This window comes from Streptomyces sp. M-16 (genome assembly GCF_052114405.1).
GTDB lineage: Bacteria > Actinomycetota > Actinomycetes > Streptomycetales > Streptomycetaceae > Streptomyces.
In genome coordinates, this window is record NZ_JBFRER010000014.1 from 1 (window position 1) to 21,768 (window position 21,768).

Here is a 21,768-nt window from a genome sequence, read left to right on the forward strand (position 1 = left end):
CGCCCGGCCCGGCCGGGGCCATGCCGTGCGCCTCGGGCGCGGGTACGTACCCCATGGCGGGCGCGGCCGCGGGCGGGGCGGTGAAGGCCCCGGCGGCGAAGGCACCGGCGGGGGGCCCGCTGCGCTCCAGCCGGTCCAGCCGGGCCTGGAAGGAGCGCTCGTCGTCGAAGGCGGCCGGGAGCAGCACTCGGGCGCAGATCAGCTCCAGCTGCAGCCGGGGGGAGGTCGCCCCGCGCATCTCGGTGAGCCCGGCGTTGACCAGGTCGGCGGCGCGCGACAGCTCGGCGGCGCCGAAGACGGAGGCCTGGGCCTGCATCCGCTCCACGACATCGGCGGGGGCGTCGATGAGCCCCTTCTCGCCGGCGTCGGGCACGGCGGCCAGGATCACCAGGTCGCGCAGCCGCTCCAGCAGGTCGGCGACGAAGCGGCGCGGGTCGTTGCCGCCCTCCACCACGCGGTCGACGGCCTCGAAGGCGGCGGCCCCGTCCCCGGCGGCGAAGGCGTCGATGACGGAGTCGAGGAGCGATCCCTCCGTGTAGCCGAGCAGGGAGGTCGCCATGGCGTACGTCACACCCTCGTCGGTGGCGCCGGCCAGCAGCTGGTCCATGACGGACATGGAGTCACGCACCGACCCGGCCCCGGCCCGCACGACGAGCGGCAGCACGCCGTCCTCGACCTTGGCGCCCTCACGGCCGCAGACCTCGCCCAGGTAGTCGCGCAGGGTGCCGGGGGGGACCAGCCGGAAGGGGTAGTGGTGCGTACGCGACCGGATGGTCCCGATGACCTTCTCGGGCTCCGTGGTGGCGAAGATGAACTTGAGGTGCTCCGGCGGCTCCTCGACCACCTTCAGCAGGGCGTTGAAGCCCGCCGAGGTGACCATGTGGGCCTCGTCGATGATGTAGATCTTGTACCGGCTGGACGCGGGCCCGAAGAAGGCCTTCTCCCGCAGGTCACGGGCGTCGTCCACACCACCGTGCGAGGCGGCGTCGATCTCGATGACGTCGATCGATCCCGGGCCGTTCCGCGCCAGGTCGCGGCAGGACTGGCACTCGCCGCACGGATCCGGGGTGGGACCCTGCTCACAGTTCAGGCAGCGGGCGAGGATGCGCGCGCTGGTCGTCTTTCCACAGCCGCGCGGCCCGCTGAACAGGTACGCGTGATTGACCCGGTTGTTCCGCAGGGCCTGCATCAGCGGGGCAGTGACATGCTCCTGCCCGATGACCTCGGCGAACGACTCGGGGCGGTAGCGGCGGTACAGCGCAAGGGACGACACGTCTACGAGGTTATCCGGGCCCACCGACATCGGCGGCCCGCCGACGCCCCCGGACCCGCCCCGGAACGCAAAGCGCCCCCCACGCACCCGCCAGAGCCCACTTACCCTTGCTGCCTTCCGGCCCTGGGGGAGTTGGGTGAGATAGCGCCACGTGAGGGGCTGGGCCCCACCCTAGCGGATCCCGGCCCCCGGAATCGACCCGCCCTCCGACCGATCCGCTCACCGGACCCCGCGCCGGCCCCCTCCGGAACCCAAGATCGGATCGTGTTCGCGAGCACCCCTCAACGTCTTGTATTGTTTGCCGCGGAGGATTCGCCTAGTGGCCTAGGGCGCACGCTTGGAAAGCGTGTTGGGGGCAACCCCTCACGAGTTCGAATCTCGTATCCTCCGCAGTCGCCTGACCAGGCGAAACGAAGAGCCGGGCCGCTGATCGCGGTCCGGCTCTTCGGCATGCCCTGGTCTCGGTTTTGGTCTCATTTATTTCGGACATTTTACAACCGCCCCGGCCAGGTCGGTGTCATCCGTGACGCACTGGCCGAGGCCGGGCACAAGGACGGATCCGTCCTCGCGTACACCGCAGAGTGCTCGTCGGTCTTCTACGGGCCCTTCCGCGGGGCCATCACCTCCGCCCTCCAGGGCGACCGCAAGGCCAACCAAGAGGCCCGGCGAACGCGCGGGAGTCCCTGCGGGAGCTTGCCCTCGGCGTGGAGGAGGGCGTCGACACAGTGATGACCAAGCCAACCGGGCCCTACCTCGATCCTGTACCGAGTAGAGCAGGCGATGGACGTCCCCGTGGCGGCGTACCAGATCAGCGGTGAGTTGGCGGTGATCGAGGCCGCGGCGGAGAAGGGTTGGATCGAGCGGGACCGGGTCATCCGGGAGACGCTGCTGGGCATCAAGCGGGCCGGCGCCGACACGATCCTCAGGCCATCGGGGACGGCCCGACGAAGAAGAACGTGACGGCCGCGAGCAACAGTGTCAGCAGGGTGGAGACGAGTGGCGCGAAGAACGCACGGGGGCGCGGTGTCCGGGGGCATAGATCCAGTCAATTCCCGGGGAGAAGCTGGAACATGAGTGCGCGCACTCATGTGACCGCCTTGCTGACCTGCAAAAATCTCAGGCATACGTACGTATGCGGTGCGGCGGCGCCGAAGAGGGGTGGACATGACGGACGGCGATCTCAATGTTTCGGAGGACAACCTCACGAACCTCGCGGACGACCTCGATCAGATGCAGGGTCATCTGGAGCGGCAGATCCGCGACATGGACCGGGTGGTCGACAGCATCGCGGCGGGCTGGCAGGGGCCCACGGCCGCGGCGTACCGCGCCCTGCACCGGGGAGCCGCCGAGGACGCCGTGCGTATCCGGCAGGTGCTCTCCCTCCTCGAACGGGCGACCAGGGCCTCCCGTGACGGGTTCACAGCCCAGGAGCTGGAGGTGCTGGCCGCGTTCAGGCGCGTCCAGAGCCAGGAGGACGTGTCGGCGTCCGCCGGGGAGCTGACCGTGCCGGACCAGCCGCCCGCCCCGCACAGCCGTTTGCAGGACATCTGAGAGCAGCGAGGAACAGCCCCACTATGTCGGACGACGACCGGATAACTGTCGATTTCGCCACCCTGCAGCGCCTGTCGGGGGATCTGGAGGAGATCCTCAAGGACCTCAACGAGAAGCTGGAAATGTTGTACGAGCGTGCCAAGAAGGCCGTTCTGAGCTGGGACGGCGAGGCCCGGCAGGCCTTCATCGACGAGCTGGACAAATGGGACCGCTCGGCCCAGGACCTCAAGGCCGCACAGGCCTGGCTGCACGAGGTCGTGGTCAAGGGCCACCTCAACTACGCCGCGGCGAACAGGTCCGTGCTCCAGGGCTGGGGAGGCGGCGCCTGATGGCCGGACCCACTCCGGGCCCCGGCCCGGCGCAGCCGCCCGCCGGGGGCGGCAACATCGACGTCAAGCCGTCGAGCCTGTGGACCGTCTCCGGCCAGGTCGCGGGTCAGCAGGATCCCATGATGCGTGGTGGGAACACGCTCGTGCAGGAGCTGCAGAAGTACCCGGACTCCGGTGGGGCGGGCACCAGCGCCGAGCAGTTCGCGCAGGCCTACAAGAAGATTGGCAACCGCTGGCTGGAGGTGCTGGGCAAGAGCGTGGTCAGCATCGGCGGTGTCGCCGTCGGCTTCACGGAGACCGCCAACGCCTACACCAAGGCCGACGCGGCGGCCCACCCCAAGCCCGGGCAGGCCCCGGAGCAGCGCCCGCTGCCGACGGTCATCGACAAGGACCCCAAGTTCGCCAGCGTCCCCGACATCAAATGGGGTGACGACGACGGCGGCGACGACCTGATCCGCGGTGCTATGGAGGGCATACCGGAGATCGTCCGGGACGTCCTGCAGCCCGTCGCGAAGCACGTCTTCCGTGTCGGCAAGGTGGCGGACGTACACCCCTTCCCGCAGCAGCACTACCTCAACTCGCACTGCCACAGCTGGATGAACGCCTCGGTCGTCCCGAGCAACACGGCAGCAGAGCTGACGAGGATCATCGGCACCATCACCAACCACCAGAAGGCCGACTGGGAAGCCGCCATGCGGACGTTCTGCAGCGCGCTGTGGGGCGCGACGGACTGGGGTCAGTCCGGTCCGTCCCGGCACGGCTACCAGTGGGCGCACACCACGGGCCCGCACGGCGCCAAGGTGGCCACGGGCAGTCAGCCGGTGATGACCGTCCTGAACGACGTGGCGATCAAGATCAGCGACTGCCTGCGCGAGTACGCGGAAGCGGCCGTCGAGCTGAACCACGACGTCTTCGAAGAGCTCAAGCGGGCCATGCGGGAGGCCGCCACGAGCATCATCGACGACATCGAGAAGGCCAAGGAGAAGCCCAGCCTCAAGAACATCGTGGGCGCCGTCACCAGCGTGGCCAGCGGTGTCGGCGGGGTCACCGGAATGCTGCTGAAGTTCGACGTCAACACGGTCCTGAAGCTGGACAAGGCCAAGCTCAACCGGATCGTGGACAAGTACACCGGCATCGTGGACGGCCTCACGACACGCATGAACGCGCTCCAGGACGTCTTGGACGAAGCGCACCGAAGCGCCCCGAAGTTCGAGGCCGGCGTGGCCCGCGCTCACGGTTTCGGCGCGCGTTCGCTCAACGACTTCAAACACGAGCAGCAGTGGACCGTTCCGGGTGCGAACGGCAACATCGCCTTCGACCTCGCGGCCAACGAGTACCTCGGCGGCGGCCACACCCTGGACAAGCACGTCGGCAAGACCGACGAGCAGCTCGCGCAGCGCCTGCGCGACCAGTCCAACCCAGCCGCCTCGTGGCCCGAGAACAGCAGGCCCACCATCGGCGGTTCGTCGAGCTTCAAGACGATCGCGGACGCGCAGCGGCTCACCGAGCAGAACCTGCGGTTGACGCAGTCGGAGATCGACGCCTGGCTCGCCTCCAACCCGCAGGACGGCCAGAACAAGGCCTTCGTGAGCAAGACGCCAAACGGCGAGGCCAGCGGCAGCTACGTTTCCAAGCAGCCCACGCCCAACCAGGACGGGTCCACGGGCACGATCCCCGGGACGGGCTACAAGGACCACGGCCTCAATGCGAAGGCGATCGACGTCAACTACGTCAAGACCGTCCTCAAGTACGATTCCAGCCTCGATCCGCCGTACATCATTTACACGTCGATGCCCGCGCCCCGACCGATCCCGTAGGGACTCTGATGAACCCCCTCGACAGAAGCACCTGGGACGCTGCGCTGCTACGGCTCCTGGAGGACGTCTTCGTCTTCGCCAGGAGCGGTCCGCGGCTGCACGGGGACTGGGCCGAGGACGTCCTCGCCGTCATGGAGCGGTCCGTCGCCGACCCGCGGGGCTGGTTCGCCCTGGATTCGGAGACGTTCCAGGAGGGCTGGGAGGCCGGCTGCCCCGGCTACCCGTTCCGTGTGACGGCCGCCGAGGACCTCCGCGCCGGGCTCCGGCCGATCACGGCCGGCGCCGCCGTCGAGCTGCTCGCCTCGCTCTCGCAGGAGTGGTTCTTCGAGGGCTCCCCGGTCCGGTCGCGGGAGGACCGCGACGCGGTGCTCGCGGACGCCCGGACCGTGCTGGACCGCTTCGGTCCCGAGGCGGCGTTCTGGACCTCCTCCGACCTCGCCCGTACCTGCGACGCGCCCGACTTCCTGGCGGGCGACCTCGAAGGCGGCCACCCCTTCACCGGCTACATGATGGATCTCGGCCTGATCGCGGTGTCCGCGGACGAGGTCGGGGTCTTCTGGTCGTTCAACGCGAATTGAGACAATGATCCGATGCTGACCCGATCCGCCACCTACCCCGACCGGGAGACCGCCCAGTGGGCCACCCAGCAGGTGGTGACCGCCAACGAGCAGGTCATCCACCGCTGGCTCGCCCAGGGGACGCGGGCCCGCCTCACCATCGAGGCCGCCTGGCCGTCCCGGGAGGAGCCCGTCGGGCGGGTGCTGCTGGAGGCGATGCTGCTCGCCGGGCAGGAGCCGCTCGACGTCCGGGCCGCCCGCGTCGTCCTGCGGCGGGAGCCTGTCAGCCCGTACGGGTTCGTCGTACAGACCACCGTCCCGTTCTACCCGTAGAGGCAGTGCGACCGTGTCCATGAAGCCCCTTGAGCACGACCGCCGCTACGGCGAGCTCGATCAGGTCCTGCGCGCCTACCTCGGCCAGAGCGCCGACGACACCGCCGAGCGGCGCAGCCGAGCCCTGGACGCCTATCTGCGCCACACCTGGCACACCCGGCCCTGGGCCATCGCGGAGGCGGAGCGGCAGCTGCGCGAATACAGCCGCAACCCCCCGGGACGCCTGCGGATCGACCTCGGGGAGTTCTACGCGGTCCCCGACGTGGGGATCCCCCAGTCCGCGATCGGCGACTGGCTGCTCCTGCTCGCCGACCACCTCAAGCAGAGCATCGAGGACGGCGAGGTGCCGCCGCCCACGAACCCGCAGACGCACTGGGAGTGGCACGCACGGTTCCCGGAGACCGCGCAGCTGCTGGGCGGCTGGTTCTCGCAGGACATCGTCGACGAGTTCCCCGACCACGAGGCCGCGGTCGCGGACTACGCCGCCACCACCGACCCCCAGCTCGTCGCCCGCCTCGTCGGTGAGCTCCACGAACTGATCGCCCTCCCGCTGGACGAGGGCGACTACGCCGTGGCCGCCGCGGAACTCGGCATGGAGGTCAACCCGCCCGAGCCGTTCTCGTACGGAGCGTGGTTCCAGGCGGTGGCGACGGTTCTGAGCGCCGACTGACGGCGTGGAGCGCGTGGGCGCCCGGCTCGCGCCCCGCCCGGTCTCAGTTCTGGTCTCATTCGCCCCTGTCCGGGCCCGTCCGGACAGGGCCACCCTGGACGCTCCGCCGCAGGTCAGGACGGGTACGACCTCCGCCGGACAGCCGTACGAACATTTGGAAAGCGTGTTGGGGGCAACCCCTCACGAGTTCGAATCTCGTATCCTCCGCCAGTGCCTCACCGTGCACTTGAAGACCCCGACCGGGAAACCGGCCGGGGTCTTCTGCGTTCCATGGTCTCAGTTCCAGTCTCAGTTATTTGCGGCATAACCGGACGATCCTCCACATTCCGGCTTCGATGGCCTATCCCTCGTACTCCCAAGGGTTCAGCAGGAGTGCGCCTGATCGCGCCAGATGCTTGATGTTGCGGCTCACCAGCGTCCAGCCGTTCGCCAGCGCGGTGGCGGCGATCAGCGCATCGGGTGGATCGATGCTGGTCCCGGCACTCTTGAGCCTCCGGTGAAGAGCGAGGTAGGCGAGTGCCTCCGGCTCTCCAACGGCGGCGATCCGGTCGCGGTACTGGTTACGGATCTCCGTGAGCGCTCGCTCGAAAGCGGTACGCCGCACCAGATCCACTGTCCCCTCGACGCCTACCTCGATCTCCGCGATCGTGAGGACGCTCAGGTAGAGGGCAGGAGCCGGCACCGAGCGAGCCCAGGCGATGACGGCCGGGGCAGGCTTCGGGCGGGTGGTGATCTCAGCGACCACGTTGGTGTCGAGTAGGTAGATCACGCGCCGTCCGCCGCGTCGTCATAGGGCCGCTGCCCGAACTCAAGACCCTCGAACGGGGCCGCCGTGAGCCGCTCGAGGAACCCGTCGCTGCCCAGGGTCGCCCAGCGGTGAAGCATGTCGGGCAAGGCATCGATGTCGGTGTCGGCGAGTTCGGCGTCGAAGTGCCCGAGCTGATGCTCGGGCAGAGACTCCCGGATCTCCCGGATCGTCCTCAGCGGATGAGGCTCCTCAGATCCGCGCGGCGGGAGCGGCAGATTCGGGGCAGTGCTCATGATCGGCTCCTCCACGCTGTGGTCCAGGGGCTCATGCCTGAAGACCACCCTAGGCCGGGTGGCCCTGGAGAGGGCCGAGAACGACCCGAATCCGAGCTTTGACGGGACCCATCCGCCGAGTCACCGCCGACTGCGTCCGGCCGCGACACCCACGGCACACCGAGAGTGGCTGCGCGTCGCGCCGGTCAGCTGGCAGCGGGGGCAGGCGGGTCTCAGTTCTGGTCTCATTCGCCTCCGTCCGGGGCTGTTCGGACGGGGCCAACCCGAACGCTCCGTCGCAGGTCAGGACGGGTACGACCCTGGCCGTACAGGTATACGAACATTTGGAAAGCGTGTTGGGGGCAACCCCTCACGAGTTCGAATCTCGTATCCTCCGCCATTGCTCTCACCGGGCAATACGTTGAAGAGCCCCACCGCTTGCGGTGGGGCTCTTTGCGTTCCCCGGCCGCAGTTGCCGCGGACGGAATCGTCGCGGCACCCTGCGCTTCCGCTCCGGGCCCCGCTAGCCGATGCGGTCCGCGGCCCACTCGGCCCATTCGCGGCGCATGGCGTTGAGGCGGAGGCCGTACTCCAGGGCGATGCGGCCGTGGACCGACAACGGGTCGTCGCCCCAGTCGATGGACTCCTCCAGGCGGCGCAGGTCCTCGTACTCCCGCTCGGACGTGTCCGCGAGCCAGGCGAGGTAGCCCCGCGCCTGCTCCGGGGGGAGCACGTTGAGGAAGAAGACGCGCAGCAGGAGGTCGCTGCGGGTGTTGCGCTGGGGCCTCGTCTCGGTGAGCCAGTGGCGCAGTTCGGTCAGGCCCTCGTCGGTGAGGGTGTACTCCTTGCGGCCGCGCGGGCCCTCCGCCGAGACGGCGATCAGGCCGTCGGCGGCCAGCTTGGAGAGCTCCGTGTACATCTGGCTCTGGGTGGCCGGCCAGACGTTGGCCAGTGAGGTCTCGAAGCGCTTGAGCAGGTCGTAACCGCTGGCCGGGCGCTCTGACAGGAGTCCGAGGAGGGCGTGTCGAAGGCTCATGCCCCTCACCTTACCTTCCACCCTTGACATGTCAGTTCTGGAACGTCTACCTTCGACATGTCAGAACAGGAATGTCAGGCAGACCGGGGGCCCTTTCGATGTCGTACGTCCGCACCTTCCTCCCGTGGATCGTCTTCGCGGTGTTCCCGTCCGCCCAGTGGCAGTGGGGCGCGCTCGCCGGTCTGGTCGCCGCGGTGGCCGTGACCCTCCAGCAGCGCCGGGCCGGGGCCGGCTTCGACGCGCTGATCATCGAGATCGGGTCGGCGGTCTTCTTCGCGGCCCTGACGGGCATCGCCTTCGCCGATCCGGACTCCGGGGCGCACGCCTACTCCGCGGCCCTCTCCTCGGCCACCCTGGCCCTCATCGCCGGGGGCTCGCTGCTCGTGGGCAAGCCGTTCACCCTCGGCATCGCCAAGCGCACCACTCCCCGCGAGATCTGGGGCCTGAAGCCCTTCGTCAGGATCAACACCGTCATCACCGGCGTGTGGACCGCCGCCTTCGCGGTCACGGCCGGCGCACTCGCGGCCCTCGCCCACGCGGGTCAGGGGCACTCGGCCTCCGCGACGCTGGTCCAGGCCGCCGGGTTCGTCGTCCCGATGCTCTTCACGGTCCGCTACGTCGCCGCCGCCCAGGCCAAGGCGAAGGGCGGCGACCGATGAGCACCCCCCGCCACCTCGCCGGCAACTACGCCCCGGTCCGGGAGGAACTCACCTCCCACGACCTGACCGTCACCGGACGGCTCCCCGACGCGCTCACCGGCTGGTACCTGCGCAACGGGCCGAACCCGGCCGACGCCGCCTCCGCCCACTGGTTCTTCGGGGACGGCATGGTCCACGGAGTCCGGCTGGAGGGGGGTCGCGCCGTCTCCTACCGCAACCGCTGGGTGCGCACCAGCACCTTCACCGACGGCGCCCGCGCGTACGACGAGCGGGGCCGGCGCGACCTCACCGCGGGACCGGCCAACACCCACGTCGTGCGGCACGCCGGGCGCACCCTCGCCCTCGTCGAGACGGCCCTGCCCTACGAGCTCTCCCCCGGCCTGGACACCGTCGGCCCGTACGACTTCGGCGGGAGGCTGACCACCGCGATGACCGCGCACCCCAAGGCCTGCCCCGTCACCGGGGAGCTGCACTTCTTCGGCTACGGGATCGCGGAGGCCCCGTACCTCACCTACCACCGGGCGGACGCCTCGGGCGAGTTGACGCTCAGCAGGCCGGTCGAGGTGCCCGGCCCGACGATGATGCACGACTTCGCCCTCACCGCCGGGCACGTGGTCTTCATGGACCTGCCCGTGGTGTTCGACCTCGGCCTCGTCGGCGCGGGGATGCCCTACCGCTGGGACGACGGCTACGGGGCGCGGCTGGGGCTGCTGCGCCGCGACGACCCGCACGGGCGGGTGCGGTGGTTCGACATCGACCCCTGCTACGTGTTCCACACGCTCAACGCGTACGACGCGCCGGACGGGACGGTCGTCGTGCACGGCATGCGCTACCCCGAGCTGGGGCGGCGCGCGGCGGACGGGTCCGTCGACGAGGACCGGCAGGCCGTGCTGTGGAGGTGGACGGCCGATCCGGCCACCGGGACCGTCCGGGAGGAGCAGTGCGACGACCGCCCCGGCGAGTTCCCCCGGATGGACGACCGGCTGACCGGGCTGGAGGCGGCGTTCGGGCACGTGACGTGCGGGAGCGCCCTGGTCCGCTACGACCTGCGCACCGGGGCCTCGGCCGCCCACGACTTCGGCCCGGGGCGCACGCCGGGCGAGGCCGCGTTCGCCCCGGCCGACGCGGACGGTGGCGGACCGGGCTGGCTGATGGCGTACGTCCACGACGCCGGCACCGACCGCAGCGACCTGGTCGTCCTGGACGCGGACGACCTCGCGGCACCGCCGGTCGCCACCGTCCACCTCCCGGCGCGGGTGCCGCACGGCTTCCACGGCAACTGGCTGGCCGACCCCGAGGACTGAGGCCTGAGGGRCCGGGACCATGGGGGCCGGGGACCTGAGGGCCGACGCCTAGGGGAGGGCGCGGCGCAGGGAGGCCGGGGTGGTGAACAGGTGTGTGTGGAGGCCCTGGGCCCGGGCGGCGCGGAGGTTCTCCTCGCGGTCGTCCACGAAGAGGATCCGGCCGGGTTCGAGGCCGAGCGCGCGCAGGGCCCAGGCATAGGCCTCCGGTTCGGGTTTGGCGTGGCCGATCCGGCAGGAGAGGGTGCGGACCCCGAAGTGGCCGAGCCAGGGGTGGTGGCGCTCGTAGTGGGCGGCGAGGTCCTCGGGGATGTTCGACAGGAGCGCGATCGTCCGGCCGCTCGCGGCGAGTTCCCCGATCAGGTCCACCATCTCCTCGTCGACGGCGCTCCAGCTCGCGATGTCGGCCTCGATCAGGGCGGCGGTGCGGCGCGCGTCGAAGCGGACGCCGAGGGTCCCGCCGACGGCGCTCCAGTAGTCGGGGCCGGTGAGCTCGCCGCGGTCGTAGGGTGGGCGCAGCGACCAGTACGCGTCCCGGAAGGCCGGGGCGGGCACGCCGGCGGTGGCGACGAGCCGGGCCCACCCCTCGGGGGACTGGTGGCGGGCGATGACGCCGAAGAGGTCGAAGAGCACCGTGTCGGGAGTCGCGGAAGTCGAGGGGCTCGCGGGAGTCGCAGGGTTCACGGGGTTCACGCCTTCCGTACGGTGACGCCCGCGGCCGTCAGCGCCCCGGTCTCCCCGTCCGGGGCGTCCTCGCCGGTCACGACGGCGTGCAGCCGTGACGCCGGGGTCACGTGGGCCAGGGCGGTACGGGAGAGCTTGGCGGGTTCGGCGACGGCGATGACGCGGCGCGACGATGCGATGGCCGCGCGCTTGACGGCGGCGTCGGCCAGGTCGTAGGCGGTCAGGCCGGCGGCGACGGTCAGTCCGCAGCAGCCGATGATCGCGGTGTCGAAGCGCAGGGCGGCGAGGGAGGCCTCGGTCAGCGGGCCGGTCAGGGAGAGCTCCCCGCGGCGCGGCTGGCCGCCGGGCAGCAGCAGCGTCAACCGCGGGGCGTCCGCGAGGGCGTTGGCGGCGTGCAGGGACAGCGGCATCACGGTGAGGCGGCGGTGGTGCAGGGCGCGCGCCACCTCCAGGCAGGTGGTCCCGCTGTCCACGACGACCGATTCCCCGTCCGCGATCAGCGCGGCGGCCTCGGCCGCGATGCGCCGCTTGACCTCCAGGCCGTCCTGGGCGCGCAGGGCGAAGGGGGGTTCCTCGCCGCGCAGCAGCAGGCTGCGGGCACCACCGCGGTAGCGCTCCAGCACGCCCTGTTCGGCCAGGGCCTCCAGGTCGCGCCGGATCGTCATCTCGGAGGCGCCGGTGAGCTCGGCCAGCTCCAGGACGCTGCGGCTGCCGCTCTCGCGCACCGCGTCGGTGATCTGCCTCAGTCGGTCTGCACTCATGTCCCACATTCAACACCCCTCGATGTTCGAAATGCAAGATTCCGAACACCAATCATGTTTGTTATGTTCGAATGCATGGAGACTTCCCTGCGGAACGGGCGACGGGCCACCTTTGCCTTCTTCCTCCTCAACGGCTTCCTCATGGGCATGTGGATCGTCCACATCCCCGTCGTGGAACAGCGCACGGGCATCGGCCACGCGGAGCTCGGCCGGCTCCTGCTCCTCCTGGGCGCCGGGGCCTTCCTCGGCATGCGCGTGGCCGGGCCGCTCACCGACCGCCTCGGCGCCCGTAGGGTCCTCCCGGCGAGCGCGGCCCTGTGCGGCGCGGCCGTCGTCCTGCCGGGCCTGGCCGGCGGCGCCCCCGCCCTGGCTGCGGCCCTGCTGCTGCTCGGGATCGGCAACGGCACCCTGGACGTGAGCATGAACGCCCACGCCGTCGAGGTGGAGCGCGGCTACGGCAGGCCCCTCATGTCCGCCTTCCACGCCGCGTTCTCCGTCGGCGGGGTGCTCGCCGCGCTGGCGGGCGCCCTGGTGCTCGACCGGGGCTGGAGCCCCGCCGCCGTGCTGGGGGCCACCGCGGCCGGGAGCCTCGTCGTCACGGCGGGCGCCACCCGGCTCCTGCTGCCCCGCGCCCCCGCGGACACCCCCTCGGGCCCGGCCGAAGGCAACCCGGCCGAAGGCGGCCCGGCCACCGGCGGCCCGGCCACCGGCGGTCCGGTCGCCACGGCCCGCCGCACGGCGTCCCCGCGCCGCATCCGGATCCTGGCCGGCCTCGCGTTCCTGCTCATGCTCTGCGAGGGCGTCGCCAACGACTGGAGCACCCCGCACCTGCGGGACGTCCTCGGCGCGCCCGCCGGCACCGCCGCCCTCGCCTACGGGGCCTTCGCCACCGCCATGACCGCCGGACGGATGCTCGCCGACCGGGTGTCGGGGCGCCTCGGCCCGGCGGCCGTCCTGCGCGCCGGCTCGGCCGTCGCCGCGGCGGGCCTGGCCCTGGCCGCGCTCGCCCCGGGCGTCCCGGTGGCCCTGGCCGGGTGGGCCGTACTGGGCGCGGGCCTGTCCGGCTGCGTCCCCCAGCTCTTCAGTGCCGCGGGCCACGCCGACCCGGCCGCCGCCGGGGCCAACGTCGCCCGCGTCGCGGGGCTCGGCTACCTCGGGATGCTCGCCGGACCGGCGGTGATCGGCCCGCTGACCCACCTCGTCCCGCTCGGCCCCGCGCTGTTGCTGCCGGTCGCGCTGTGCCTGGTGGTCTGCGCCGCCTCCGGGGTCCTCGCGGGGGAGCGCCCGGCGCGGACCCCCTGACCGGCGGCAGGCCCGCCCGGCGCGGTGCCGTCGTAGGCCCCGGACCTCTCGGCATGCTGAAGGCATGGATCACAGCAGCTCCGAACGGCCGGAATCACCGACCCGGGACTACTCCGGGGCGGTCTACGGCTCGCTCCTCGCCGCCTCGGTCATCGCCACGGCGGGCACGCTGGGTCCCTTCCCCCGGCTCCAGCTCGTGGTCATGCTGCTCACCACCGGCCTGGTCTTCTGGGTCACGCACGTCTACGTCCGCGTCGTGGGCGACCAGCTGGCCCATCAGGCGCTGTCGTGGGAGATGGTCCGCCGCGAGGCCCGCCGGGAGTGGCCGATCGCCGGGGTCGCGATCCCGCCGGCCGTCGCCGTGCTGGTGGGCCCGGTCCTGGGACTCGGCCCCGAGGGCACCGGCTGGCTCGCCCTCTGCGTCGCCCTCGGCGAGCAGATCGGCTGGGCCACCGTGGGCCTCGTCAGGATCGGTGCCCACGGCCGTCTGGTCGCCTTCACCGCCGTGGTCAACCTCTTCATGGGGCTGGTCCTGGTGGCCGCCAAGGTCCTGGTCAAGCACTGAGGAACGGTACGGCTACGGGCTCTTCGCGCGGGGCTGGGCGTCCGGGATCCGCTGGGTGAAGAACAGGGCGACGACCGCGGCGAGGGCGAGGACGGCGAGCGCGGCGCGCAGGCCGTCGAGCCGGGCGGCGGCGTTCGTTTCGAGGACGGCCCCGGCCACTTCCGGGCTGATGCCGGCCTGGTCGAGGGCGGTCTCCAGCTGCGCGTCCGACAGGAAGGGGACGCCGCCGGCCAGTTCGACGGACGCCTGGCTCTTGACCTCGGTGGGGACCGCCGGGTTCTGCTCGACGCCGGCCAGGAACGAGGCCGTCATGACACCGATCAGGATCGACCCGGCGAGTGCCGTGCCGATGGAGGCACCGAGGTTGGTCACGGCGTTCTGGACACCGCCGACCTCCGCGCTCTTCTCGTCCGGGACGGCGGACACCGTGACCGAGCCCAGCTGGGACGCCAGCGCGCCCATGCCGAGCCCGATCAGCAGCAGCGGGATGGTGACGATCTCCGCCCCCGCGTCCGCGTCGAGCGCGGCCATCAGGACCACCGCGCCCGCGAGCAGCGAGAGGGTCCCGAGCCGCACCACCCGGCGCGGCGAGACGTCCGGGAGCAGCCTCGGGATCAGGATCGCGGCGGCCAGCAGCGTCAGCGAGAGGGGCAGGATGCGGGCGCCGGTCTTGAGCGCGGACAGGCCGAGGGCCACCGACAGGTAGAGGGGTACGACGAAGAACACGCCCATCTGCACGAGGTACTGGAAGAAGAACATCGTCAGACCGCCCGTGAGCTGGCGGTTGCGCAGCAGCTCCGGTTCCACCAGCGGCTCCTTGCCCCGGTGCACGAGGCGGGCCTCCCAGCGGAGGAAGAGCCACATCAGGAACAGGCCGGTCAGCATCAGCCACACGACCATCGAGACGCCGAACCAGGAGGGGGCGCCGGGCTTCGGCCGGAACCATCCCCACTCGTCCGAGCGCAGGACTCCGTAGACGAAGGTCCCGAGACCGAGGGCGCAGATCACGCTGCCGACGAGGTCGAACCGGGGGCGGGTGCCGGCCGGAGCGTCCGCGATGCGCCGGGCGAGCACCAGGATGCCGAGCACGATGACGACCTCGCCGGCGAAGACCCACCGCCAGGAGAAGTACGTCGTCGCGACGCCGCCGATGAGCGGTCCGACCGCGATCGCCACGGCTCCCGCGGCCGTCACGAGCCCGTAGGCGGCGGCCCGGCGTTCCACGCCGAAGTTGCCGGCCACCAGGGCGACGATCGCGGGCAGGATCAGCGCCGCTCCCACGCCCTCCAGGAACGACCAGCCGATCAGGAGGACGGTCAGGTTCGGGGCGAGCGCGGTGGTCAGGGAGCCGCAGCCGTAGATGACGCAGCCGATCAGGAACGCGCGCTTGCGGCCGATGATCGCGCCGACCTTGCCGCCGGGGATCATGAACATCGCCATCACGAGGGTGTAGGCCGTGATCGCGCCCTGGATCCCGGTCACCGTGGTGCCCACGTCCTGGGCCACCGTCGCGATCGAGACGTTCATGACGGAGCTGTCGAGCGCCATCAGGAACTGTCCCGACGCGAGCGTGAGCAGGACCACCCGCCCCTTGGCCGTGGTCTTCGGAGTCCCCGCCGCGGTTCCCATGGCCGGATCGTCCCAGGGGTCCCGCGGGACGGCTCCCCGACCCGCCGCCGGGATACGCCGGTTGGCGGTGGGGGAGGTTCCCCCACCGCCTCCGTGTGCCCGCCGCGCCCTACGGGGCTCAGCGCGCGCCCGCCGCGACCTCCTCGGCCGTCTCCGCCGGGGCCTGCGCCGGGGCGGCAGCCCCCTCGCGGTCCCGCATCAGGACCAGGGCCAGTCCGGCGGCGGCCAGGACGCCCAGGGCCGCGGCGCCGAAGGTGGCCGACATGGCGGAGGTGAAGGCGGACCGCGCGGCGTCGGCCAGGGCCGGGTCGGTCAGGGCGGCGGCGACCGAGTGCCGGGCGGCGTCCGGGGCGGAGGCGGGCATCGAGCCGCCGTAGACGCTGCTGAGCAGGGCCCCGAGGACGGCCACGCCGAGGGCGGCGCCGGCCTGCTGGACGGTGTCGTTGAGGGCGGAGCCGACGCCGGCGTGCTCCTCGGGGACGGCGCCCATCAGGGCGGCGGTGGCGGCGGGCATCGCCAGGCCGCCGCCGAGGCCCATGACCGTCATGGCGGCGCACAGCGGCCAGAAGCCGTCGCCGGCCTCCAGGGTGGCCAGGAGCCCGAAGCCGGCGGCGATCACGGCCAGGCCGGCGGCGGTCATGATCCGGTTGCCGACCTTGTTGCCCAGGGTGGCGCCGAGGCCGTTGAAGAGCAGGGTGGCGACGGCGAGCGGGGTGAAGGAGAGGCCGGTCTCGGTGGGGCTGTAGCCGCCGACGAACTGGAGGTACTGGGTCAGGACCAGCATCAGGCCGCCGTTGGCGAAGGTGAGCAGGACCAGGGAGAAGCTGGCGCCGCTGAACATCCGGTCGCGGAAGAGGGCGAGGGGGACCATCGGCGCGTCGGTGCGCAGCTCGTGGACCGTGAAGCCGGCGAGGGCGAGCACCGCGACGGCGGCGTAGACGGTCAGGCCGTCCTGGGGGAAGGCGATGATGGCCCAGATCAGGGCGGTCATCCCGGTGACGGAAAGGGCCATGCCGGCGAAGTCGGGCTTGCGCCAGGGGCCCTTGGACTCGGGCATCAGGATCAGCGCGGCGGCGATGGCGAGCAGGGCGATCGGCACGTTCATCAGGAAGACCGCGCCCCACCAGAAGTGGGCGATGAGCACGCCGCCGAGCGCGGGGCCGCCGACCATGCCGAGGACGGCGACCGCGCCCCAGGCGGAGATGGCCTTGCGGCGCTCCTCCTCGTCGAAGACGGTGATCAGGATCGAGAGGGTGCTCGGCATCACGAGGGCGCCGCCCATGCCCATGACCACGCGTCCGGCGATGAGCTGGGCCGGGGAGTCGGCGTAGGCGGCGAGGAGGGAGGCGATCCCGAAGAGCGCGAGTCCGATGACCATCACCCGGCGGCGGCCGAAGCGGTCGGAGAGGCTGCCCGCGGTGAGGAGGAGTCCGGCGAAGACCAGGATGTAGGACTCGATGATCCACTGGATGGCTTCGGCCCCGGCGCCCAGGTCCTCGGCGATCGGCGGGATCGACACGGTCAGCACCATGTTGTCGACGACCAGTACGAGCGTGCTCAGGCAGAGCACGATCAGGATGAGCCAGCGGCGCGGGTCTCGTGCCGTCCCGCTCGTGGTGATCCCGTCCAGCGCGTCCATGGTGGTCCCTTCCCCTTCTCCCACACTGCTGCGTACACCGTTCGCTCGGTGTCGTGAACAACGTACGCCGATGCGTACACCGTTCGCAACCCCTTCCGGGGCACCCGGGCGCGGATAAGCTGCGCGCGTGCCGTCGTACTCGATCGGGCAGGCCGCGGACCTGCTGTGCGTGAGCCCCGAAACCGTGCGCCGCTGGGCCGACGCGGGGCGGCTGTCGGCGCTGCGGACCCCCGAGGGGACCCGAGTGGTGGACGGCGCGGCGCTCGCCGCCTTCGCCCGGGAACGGGCCACCGGCCTGCACCCCCTGCCCGAAACGGCCGCCGCCACCTCCGTCCGCAACGCCTTCGCGGGGATCGTCACCGCGGTACGGGTCGATGAGGTGACGGCCCAGGTGGACACGCGGGCCCCGTCTTCGACGCCCGCCGCCGCAAGGACCGCAGCCGCTACCTCCTCACCGTCAGCGGCGGCGACGGCCACCACACCGTCCTGTCCTGGGCGGAGCTGGACGACGACTTCTGCGGCAGCCCGGTCCTGCTGGCCACCCGCCTCGACGGCGAGGACCTCGACGGACCGGGCAGCCAGCTGGTGGTCCCCTCCGACCGGTGCGGGGACCGCTACGTCAGCGCCGTCACCCACGTCTGGTTCGGCACCCTGACCGTCCCGGCGCTCGTCGGGGTTTAGCGGCCCGGGGGCCCGGGGGGAGGCCCGTAGACACACGCGGCCGGCGAATGCCATGATCGCGCCGACGTCCGGCGCGGGTCCGGCGCCGGTGCCCGGGAGAGACCGTGAAGCCCTACCTCGCCCTGGCCGTGACGGTCCCGGCCCTGCTCATCGCCGCTTCCGGCACCGCGGCGGTCACCCGCGGCTGGGTGCTCCCCATGAACAGGCGCCACATCCGCAGCCCCCGCCTCTACGGCTGGGGACAGCTGCTCACCGCCTTCGCCCTGTGCTGGCAGGTGTTCGCCGGGCTGGGGATCGACGACCCCGGCACCCGGCTGTGGGGCACCCTGACGGGCGGCGCGCTGCTGGTGGCCGGACTGGTCGTGATGGTGGCGGGCCAGTTCTCGGGCCGGCACCGGCAGCCCGGCGGCGCGGCCCGCTAGACGCGCGGGCGACTCGGCGCACGACCTGGTGCTCACCGGCCGCACGGCGGCCCGGATCAAGGAATGGATCAGCGCCCCCGATCCGGGAACGCCCGCGTACGCCTCCGCCCCCCCGGCCGCCGCGCCGGTACGCGGCCACCTGGAGCCCGCTCTCGGCGCCGGTCGCGACGAGCCGGTCGAGCGTTGCCTGAAGATCCACGCGCCCCTCCTTCACCCCCGCACGCCGTATCACACACCGTCACCCTACCCATACCGTCGGTGACGGAATGGATCGCTCCTGAAGGAAGAGGCGAACACATGATGCGAGGCACGGCGAAGGTCCTCGGGGCGTGCGCGGCGGCGGCGATGCTGGCGCTCACCACCCCGGGCACGGCGCAGGCGGCCCAGGGGGTCCTGTTCATCGACCGCGCACCCCACCAGGACCCCTCGGGCTGCTACCCGCTGGGCGACTTCGCCCCGTCGGAGGTCGCGAACTTCACCGACGAGGTCGCCTTCGTCTGGTCGGGTCCCTCCTGCGACGGACGCGTGACCCACCCGGTCCTCCCGGGCCAGGTCACCGTCGCCCACGGCCGGAGCATCTTCATCCAATGATCAGGCGGCCTGGAGGGACACCTCGGTCGACTTGATCAGCGCGACGACGGAGGAACCGGCGGCCAGGCCGAGGGCCTCGACGGCGTCGGCGGTGATCGCGGCGGTCAGCCCGCCGCCGTTCACGTCGACCTTGACGGAGGCCATGGCCGGCCCGGCGGCGATGCCGACGACGGTCCCGGCGATCTGGTTCCGGATGGACAGCCCCTCGACGGGCCCGGTCGCCAGGGCCACCTCGGTGGCCTTGACCAGCGCCTTGACGGAGGACCCGGCGGCGAGGCCGAGGTCCTTGACGGCGTCGAGGGTGATGGCGGCGGTGATGTCCTGACCACCCTCCAGGCGGACCTTGACCGTCGCCATCGCCTCCCCGGCGGTGACGGCGGTGACGGTTCCGGCGATCTGGTTGCGGATGCTCAGGCTCATGGGCGGTTCGACCCCTTACGTAGACACCTCGCGCGGCCCGGGACGAACCGCACGGGATCGACGCTATGCGGCCCCGCCCTGACCCTTCTTCAGCCCCTCGCATCCGCGAACCAGAACCACCCACACGGCTGGTTCCTGCGGTTATCCCAGGTCAGAGGCGTACGAAACGAAGCCGGCCCAGGCGGTGTCACTGACCGCGAACTGCGGGCCGGGAACGGCCTTGGAGTCCCGGACGTGCACCGTGCCGGGGGTGGTGGCCACCTCGACGCAGTCGTTGATGTTGCTGTTGGTGCTGTAGCTGCTCTTGAACCAGAGCAGTTCGGAAGCGCGGATCATGTCTCTCCCAGCAATTTCTCGATGACGACCCGAGAGTCCCCTGGTGTCAGAGCCTGGGATCGGATCCTCCCGTATTGCATTTCCAGCACCTGGAGTTGCTTGCGGCTGGAGATGGTCCGACCGTAGAACGCGCCCTCGGAACGTCCCACCCCCGTACCATCCGCGAACTTCAGCAGCTCGATGCTTCCCGACATACCAGCGTGAACTTCGCAGTCCATCGACATCACCTGCACCGTGACGCTGCGCAACTCGCTTACTTCCAGGATTCGTTCAAGCTGCTGCCGCCAGACCATTGTGCCTCCGATGCGGCGCCGTAGCGAGGCCTCCTCCTGCACCATGGTGATGGCAGGTGCGGGCACGCGCTCGAAGATGGACCGCCGCGCCATCCGTCCCGCCACACCATGCCCCACCTCTTCCGCCGTGTACGAGGGCTGCCTCGATTCGAAGAGCGCCCGCATGTGGGCTTCGGTCTGAAGCAGGCCGGCAATGTTGTGCGTGCTGTAGTGGCAGACCTCGATCGCCCGGCCTTCCATCTTCCAGATCGCTCGGACCTCCTTCGGATATCGGACTCCCACCAGGTCCTCCTTCATGGCCTTGATCAGGCCGCCGGCCTTAAGCGCCTCGTCCACCCGGTCCAGATACTCCGGCTTGGCGATCCGCTTGCCGCCCTCGACCTTGTAGATCAGGTCCTCGCCGTAGCCGATGAGGGTCGCCAGCTCGGCCACCCGCATGCCCAGCGCTTCCCTCCGCGCCCGCATCTGCCTGCCGAGCGCCGTGACCACAGCTACGCCCTGCGCGTCCCCCGGGTCCACGGACCAGCTGTGCTCTTCGAACCCGTCACTGCCCATTCACTCCCACCTCCACCAACAGGCCGTACCCGCGAGCCCGGTTCGGACTGCCTGGACAGGCTTGGACAAGCACTGGACAGACCTTCTACGGACGGGCCGATTCACTTCACAGAGGTAGCACGCTCAGCCACGCTGCGTGACATGAATGCTCATCTCCACTGCACCCTCCAGCTGTCCGCCAACCCCCGCGCGGCCCGTCTCGCCCGGCTGCTCGTCGTCGAGCAACTCCGGTCCTGGGGACTGCCCTTCGAGGACGTCGCCCAGGTCGTCGCCGAGCTCTGCGCCAACGCCGTCACGCACGGCCGCGTCCCCGGGCGGGACTTCCGGCTGGAACTCAGCGTCATCGACGGGGGCCGCGTACGGGTCGAGGTGCACGACAGCCGGGGCGACGAGCCGCCCGGTGAGCCCCGGTACGGGCTGGCCATCGTCGACGCCCTCTCGAACCGCTGGGGCAGCTCCCAGGGGCCCGTCCCGCGCAAGTCCGTATGGGCCGAACTCGGCAGCTGACACGAGGTCGTTGGCCCTGACGGCCGCCCCGGGGCGCCTCAGGGTCGGGCGGGGGACTTCCCCGGTGCCGCCGCACGGCGCGCGGCGGCACCGTAGGGGTCATGCAGACGACCACGCTCCGCCGCGCAGCCGCCTCCCTCGCCCTCGCCGCCGCCCTCGCCAGCCTGGCGGTCGCCCCCGCCCTCGCCGCCGGGGCGCCCTCGTACGACTTCACCGACTGCCCGGCGATCCCCGCCGGGGTCGACGCCGCGCGGTGGAAGTGCGAGGTGCTCACCGCCACCGGATCGCTGCGCCTCGGGAGCCGTGACCTCCCCGAGCTGGCCCCGATGACCATCACCCACGCCGAGGGACCGCTGCCCGACGGCACGAACGGCCAGGTCTGGGGCGCCCTGCGCAGCGACCCGACCGCCGTCCCCGGCGGCCTGGCCGGCAGGATCCCGCTCTCCCTCCAGCCCGAGTACGGCGGCCGGTCCGACTTCTACTCGGTCGGCGACCACATGGGCCTGTTCACCCTGCGCTACCGCGTCGTGAGCCCCCTGCTGCCCCGGGGCTGCGTCATCGGCGGCGGCGAGACCCCGATCGAGATCCGCCTCAAGCGGGTGGGCACGTCGGAGTGGATCTCGAAGAACCCGCCGGTCATCAAGTTCGCCGCGACCGACACCACCTTCACCGCCCCCGCCGCCAGCGGCTGCGGCCCGCTGACCCGTCTCGTGAACGACCGCCTCGGCCTCCCGGCCGGCACCGGCAACACGATCACCCTGTCCGCGCTGTACACCTTCAAGACGTACGACCAACTGCCCTCGCGTTGAGGCTGATCGGGGCCGCCCGCCGAGTTTC

Annotated in this window: 25 protein-coding genes, 1 tRNA gene, 1 other RNA gene and 3 pseudogenes; 18 read left to right on the top strand and 12 right to left on the bottom strand. The window is 71.4% G+C overall.

Annotated features, from left to right (window positions below; translation table 11 throughout):
* Positions 1-1,273 (bottom strand): DNA polymerase III subunit gamma and tau (locus AB4039_RS09055; protein WP_442270458.1); only part of this gene is annotated, 1,273 nt, incomplete at its 3' end.
* Between the two features lie 65 nt (positions 1,274-1,338).
* An RNA gene (gene ffs / locus AB4039_RS09060) (signal recognition particle sRNA small type) lies at positions 1,339-1,437 on the bottom strand.
* 141 nt (positions 1,438-1,578) lie between these two features.
* Here ffs and AB4039_RS09065 point away from each other — a divergent pair.
* The 8 genes and pseudogenes from AB4039_RS09065 (at position 1,579) to AB4039_RS09100 (ending at position 6,530) form a co-directional block, all read left to right on the top strand.
* Positions 1,579-1,663 (top strand) — tRNA-Ser (locus AB4039_RS09065).
* Positions 1,664-1,777: 114 nt separating this feature from the next.
* A pseudogene (locus tag AB4039_RS09070) lies at positions 1,778-2,233 on the top strand (porphobilinogen synthase); the annotation flags it as partial.
* Between the two features lie 204 nt (positions 2,234-2,437).
* Complete coding sequence (locus AB4039_RS09075; RefSeq protein ID WP_307125854.1) at positions 2,438-2,824, top strand: WXG100 family type VII secretion target; 387 nt, start codon at positions 2,438-2,440, stop codon at positions 2,822-2,824.
* A 23-nt stretch (positions 2,825-2,847) separates the two neighbouring features.
* Entirely contained in the window at positions 2,848-3,153 is a 306-nt protein-coding gene (locus tag AB4039_RS09080; RefSeq protein ID WP_307125855.1) for a WXG100 family type VII secretion target, read from the top strand.
* Positions 3,153-4,970 carry an RNase A-like domain-containing protein gene (locus AB4039_RS09085; RefSeq protein ID WP_442270459.1) on the top strand — a complete coding sequence of 606 codons (1,818 nt, stop codon included), beginning with the start codon at positions 3,153-3,155 and terminating at the stop codon, positions 4,968-4,970. The genes AB4039_RS09080 and AB4039_RS09085 overlap by 1 nt, the downstream gene beginning before the upstream one ends.
* 8 nt (positions 4,971-4,978) lie before the next feature.
* Positions 4,979-5,548: a hypothetical protein gene (locus tag AB4039_RS09090; RefSeq protein WP_351030327.1), complete on the top strand. Its 570-nt coding sequence runs from the start codon at positions 4,979-4,981 to the stop codon at positions 5,546-5,548.
* A 12-nt stretch (positions 5,549-5,560) separates the two neighbouring features.
* Positions 5,561-5,860, top strand: a complete 300-nt coding sequence (locus AB4039_RS09095) for an RNase A-like domain-containing protein (RefSeq protein WP_351030325.1) — start codon at positions 5,561-5,563, stop codon at positions 5,858-5,860.
* 13 nt (positions 5,861-5,873) lie between these two features.
* A complete protein-coding gene (locus AB4039_RS09100; protein WP_209470105.1) occupies positions 5,874-6,530 on the top strand; it encodes a contact-dependent growth inhibition system immunity protein in 657 nt (218 codons plus the stop codon).
* 340 nt (positions 6,531-6,870) lie between these two features.
* On the opposite strand, the gene AB4039_RS09105 is transcribed toward AB4039_RS09100, so the two are convergent.
* The 3 genes from AB4039_RS09105 to AB4039_RS09115 all read right to left on the bottom strand — a co-directional run bounded on the left by AB4039_RS09105 (position 6,871) and on the right by AB4039_RS09115 (position 8,586).
* Positions 6,871-7,299 carry a type II toxin-antitoxin system VapC family toxin gene (locus AB4039_RS09105; protein ID WP_442270460.1) on the bottom strand — a complete coding sequence of 143 codons (429 nt, stop codon included), beginning with the start codon at positions 7,297-7,299 and terminating at the stop codon, positions 6,871-6,873.
* A complete protein-coding gene (locus AB4039_RS09110; protein WP_266840527.1) occupies positions 7,296-7,571 on the bottom strand; it encodes a hypothetical protein in 276 nt (91 codons plus the stop codon). Before AB4039_RS09110 ends, AB4039_RS09105 begins: the two co-directional genes overlap by 4 nt.
* 502 nt (positions 7,572-8,073) lie before the next feature.
* A complete protein-coding gene (locus tag AB4039_RS09115; RefSeq protein WP_266840526.1) occupies positions 8,074-8,586 on the bottom strand; it encodes a PadR family transcriptional regulator in 513 nt (170 codons plus the stop codon).
* 98 nt (positions 8,587-8,684) lie between these two features.
* Between AB4039_RS09115 and AB4039_RS09120 the strand changes: the two genes are divergently transcribed.
* A complete protein-coding gene (locus tag AB4039_RS09120) occupies positions 8,685-9,245 on the top strand; it encodes a hypothetical protein (RefSeq protein WP_266840524.1) in 561 nt (186 codons plus the stop codon).
* Positions 9,242-10,549, top strand: coding sequence for a carotenoid oxygenase family protein (locus AB4039_RS09125; RefSeq protein ID WP_266840523.1), 1,308 nt, complete (start codon positions 9,242-9,244; stop codon positions 10,547-10,549). Before AB4039_RS09120 ends, AB4039_RS09125 begins: the two co-directional genes overlap by 4 nt.
* Positions 10,550-10,597: 48 nt before the next feature.
* Here the strand turns inward: AB4039_RS09125 and AB4039_RS09130 are convergent, their stop codons facing one another.
* Together AB4039_RS09130 and AB4039_RS09135 are read right to left on the bottom strand one after the other, a co-directional pair.
* A complete protein-coding gene (locus tag AB4039_RS09130; RefSeq protein WP_442270461.1) occupies positions 10,598-11,230 on the bottom strand; it encodes an HAD family hydrolase in 633 nt (210 codons plus the stop codon).
* A gap of 5 nt (positions 11,231-11,235) precedes the next feature.
* The gene (locus tag AB4039_RS09135; protein WP_266840520.1) at positions 11,236-11,991 is read right to left on the bottom strand and encodes a DeoR/GlpR family DNA-binding transcription regulator; all 756 of its coding nucleotides are present in this window, start codon (positions 11,989-11,991) and stop codon (positions 11,236-11,238) included.
* A 75-nt stretch (positions 11,992-12,066) separates the two neighbouring features.
* Here AB4039_RS09135 and AB4039_RS09140 point away from each other — a divergent pair, with 75 nt between their 5' ends.
* Both AB4039_RS09140 and AB4039_RS09145 read left to right on the top strand, forming a co-directional pair.
* Positions 12,067-13,293: an MFS transporter gene (locus AB4039_RS09140; RefSeq protein WP_442270462.1), complete on the top strand. Its 1,227-nt coding sequence runs from the start codon at positions 12,067-12,069 to the stop codon at positions 13,291-13,293.
* 64 nt (positions 13,294-13,357) lie between these two features.
* Entirely contained in the window at positions 13,358-13,858 is a 501-nt protein-coding gene (locus AB4039_RS09145) for a hypothetical protein (RefSeq protein ID WP_442270463.1), read from the top strand.
* A gap of 12 nt (positions 13,859-13,870) precedes the next feature.
* Here AB4039_RS09145 and AB4039_RS09150 read toward each other — a convergent pair whose 3' ends face one another.
* Positions 13,871-15,487, bottom strand: a complete 1,617-nt coding sequence (locus AB4039_RS09150) for an MFS transporter (protein WP_266840516.1) — start codon at positions 15,485-15,487, stop codon at positions 13,871-13,873.
* A gap of 118 nt (positions 15,488-15,605) precedes the next feature.
* The gene (locus AB4039_RS09155) at positions 15,606-17,126 is read right to left on the bottom strand and encodes an MFS transporter (RefSeq protein ID WP_442270464.1); all 1,521 of its coding nucleotides are present in this window, start codon (positions 17,124-17,126) and stop codon (positions 15,606-15,608) included.
* A gap of 127 nt (positions 17,127-17,253) precedes the next feature.
* Between AB4039_RS09155 and AB4039_RS09160 the strand changes: the two are divergent.
* The 4 genes and pseudogenes from AB4039_RS09160 to AB4039_RS09175 form a co-directional block, all read left to right on the top strand.
* Positions 17,254-17,400: pseudogene (locus AB4039_RS09160) on the top strand (MerR family transcriptional regulator); the annotation flags it as partial.
* A 131-nt stretch (positions 17,401-17,531) separates the two neighbouring features.
* Positions 17,532-17,807: pseudogene (locus tag AB4039_RS09165) on the top strand (molybdopterin-dependent oxidoreductase); the annotation flags it as partial.
* A gap of 104 nt (positions 17,808-17,911) precedes the next feature.
* Complete coding sequence (locus AB4039_RS09170) at positions 17,912-18,229, top strand: hypothetical protein (protein ID WP_442270465.1); 318 nt, start codon at positions 17,912-17,914, stop codon at positions 18,227-18,229.
* 297 nt (positions 18,230-18,526) lie between these two features.
* Positions 18,527-18,820 carry a hypothetical protein gene (locus AB4039_RS09175; protein ID WP_051840249.1) on the top strand — a complete coding sequence of 98 codons (294 nt, stop codon included), beginning with the start codon at positions 18,527-18,529 and terminating at the stop codon, positions 18,818-18,820.
* Here AB4039_RS09175 and AB4039_RS09180 read toward each other — a convergent pair whose 3' ends face one another.
* From AB4039_RS09180 to AB4039_RS09190, 3 genes are all read right to left on the bottom strand, one after another.
* Positions 18,821-19,240, bottom strand: coding sequence for a TOBE domain-containing protein (locus tag AB4039_RS09180; protein WP_266840505.1), 420 nt, complete (start codon positions 19,238-19,240; stop codon positions 18,821-18,823). It lies immediately after the preceding gene.
* 141 nt (positions 19,241-19,381) lie between these two features.
* Positions 19,382-19,576 carry a DUF397 domain-containing protein gene (locus AB4039_RS09185; RefSeq protein ID WP_442270466.1) on the bottom strand — a complete coding sequence of 65 codons (195 nt, stop codon included), beginning with the start codon at positions 19,574-19,576 and terminating at the stop codon, positions 19,382-19,384.
* Complete coding sequence (locus AB4039_RS09190) at positions 19,573-20,424, bottom strand: helix-turn-helix domain-containing protein (protein ID WP_442270467.1); 852 nt, start codon at positions 20,422-20,424, stop codon at positions 19,573-19,575. Before AB4039_RS09190 ends, AB4039_RS09185 begins: the two co-directional genes overlap by 4 nt.
* A gap of 141 nt (positions 20,425-20,565) precedes the next feature.
* Here AB4039_RS09190 and AB4039_RS09195 point away from each other — a divergent pair, with 141 nt between their 5' ends.
* Both AB4039_RS09195 and AB4039_RS09200 read left to right on the top strand, forming a co-directional pair.
* Positions 20,566-20,931 (top strand): ATP-binding protein, encoded by a 366-nt coding sequence (locus AB4039_RS09195; protein ID WP_266840502.1) that lies wholly within the window; start codon positions 20,566-20,568, stop codon positions 20,929-20,931.
* A 101-nt stretch (positions 20,932-21,032) separates the two neighbouring features.
* Positions 21,033-21,740: a hypothetical protein gene (locus tag AB4039_RS09200; protein WP_442270468.1), complete on the top strand. Its 708-nt coding sequence runs from the start codon at positions 21,033-21,035 to the stop codon at positions 21,738-21,740.
* Positions 21,741-21,768: the final 28 nt, after the last annotated feature.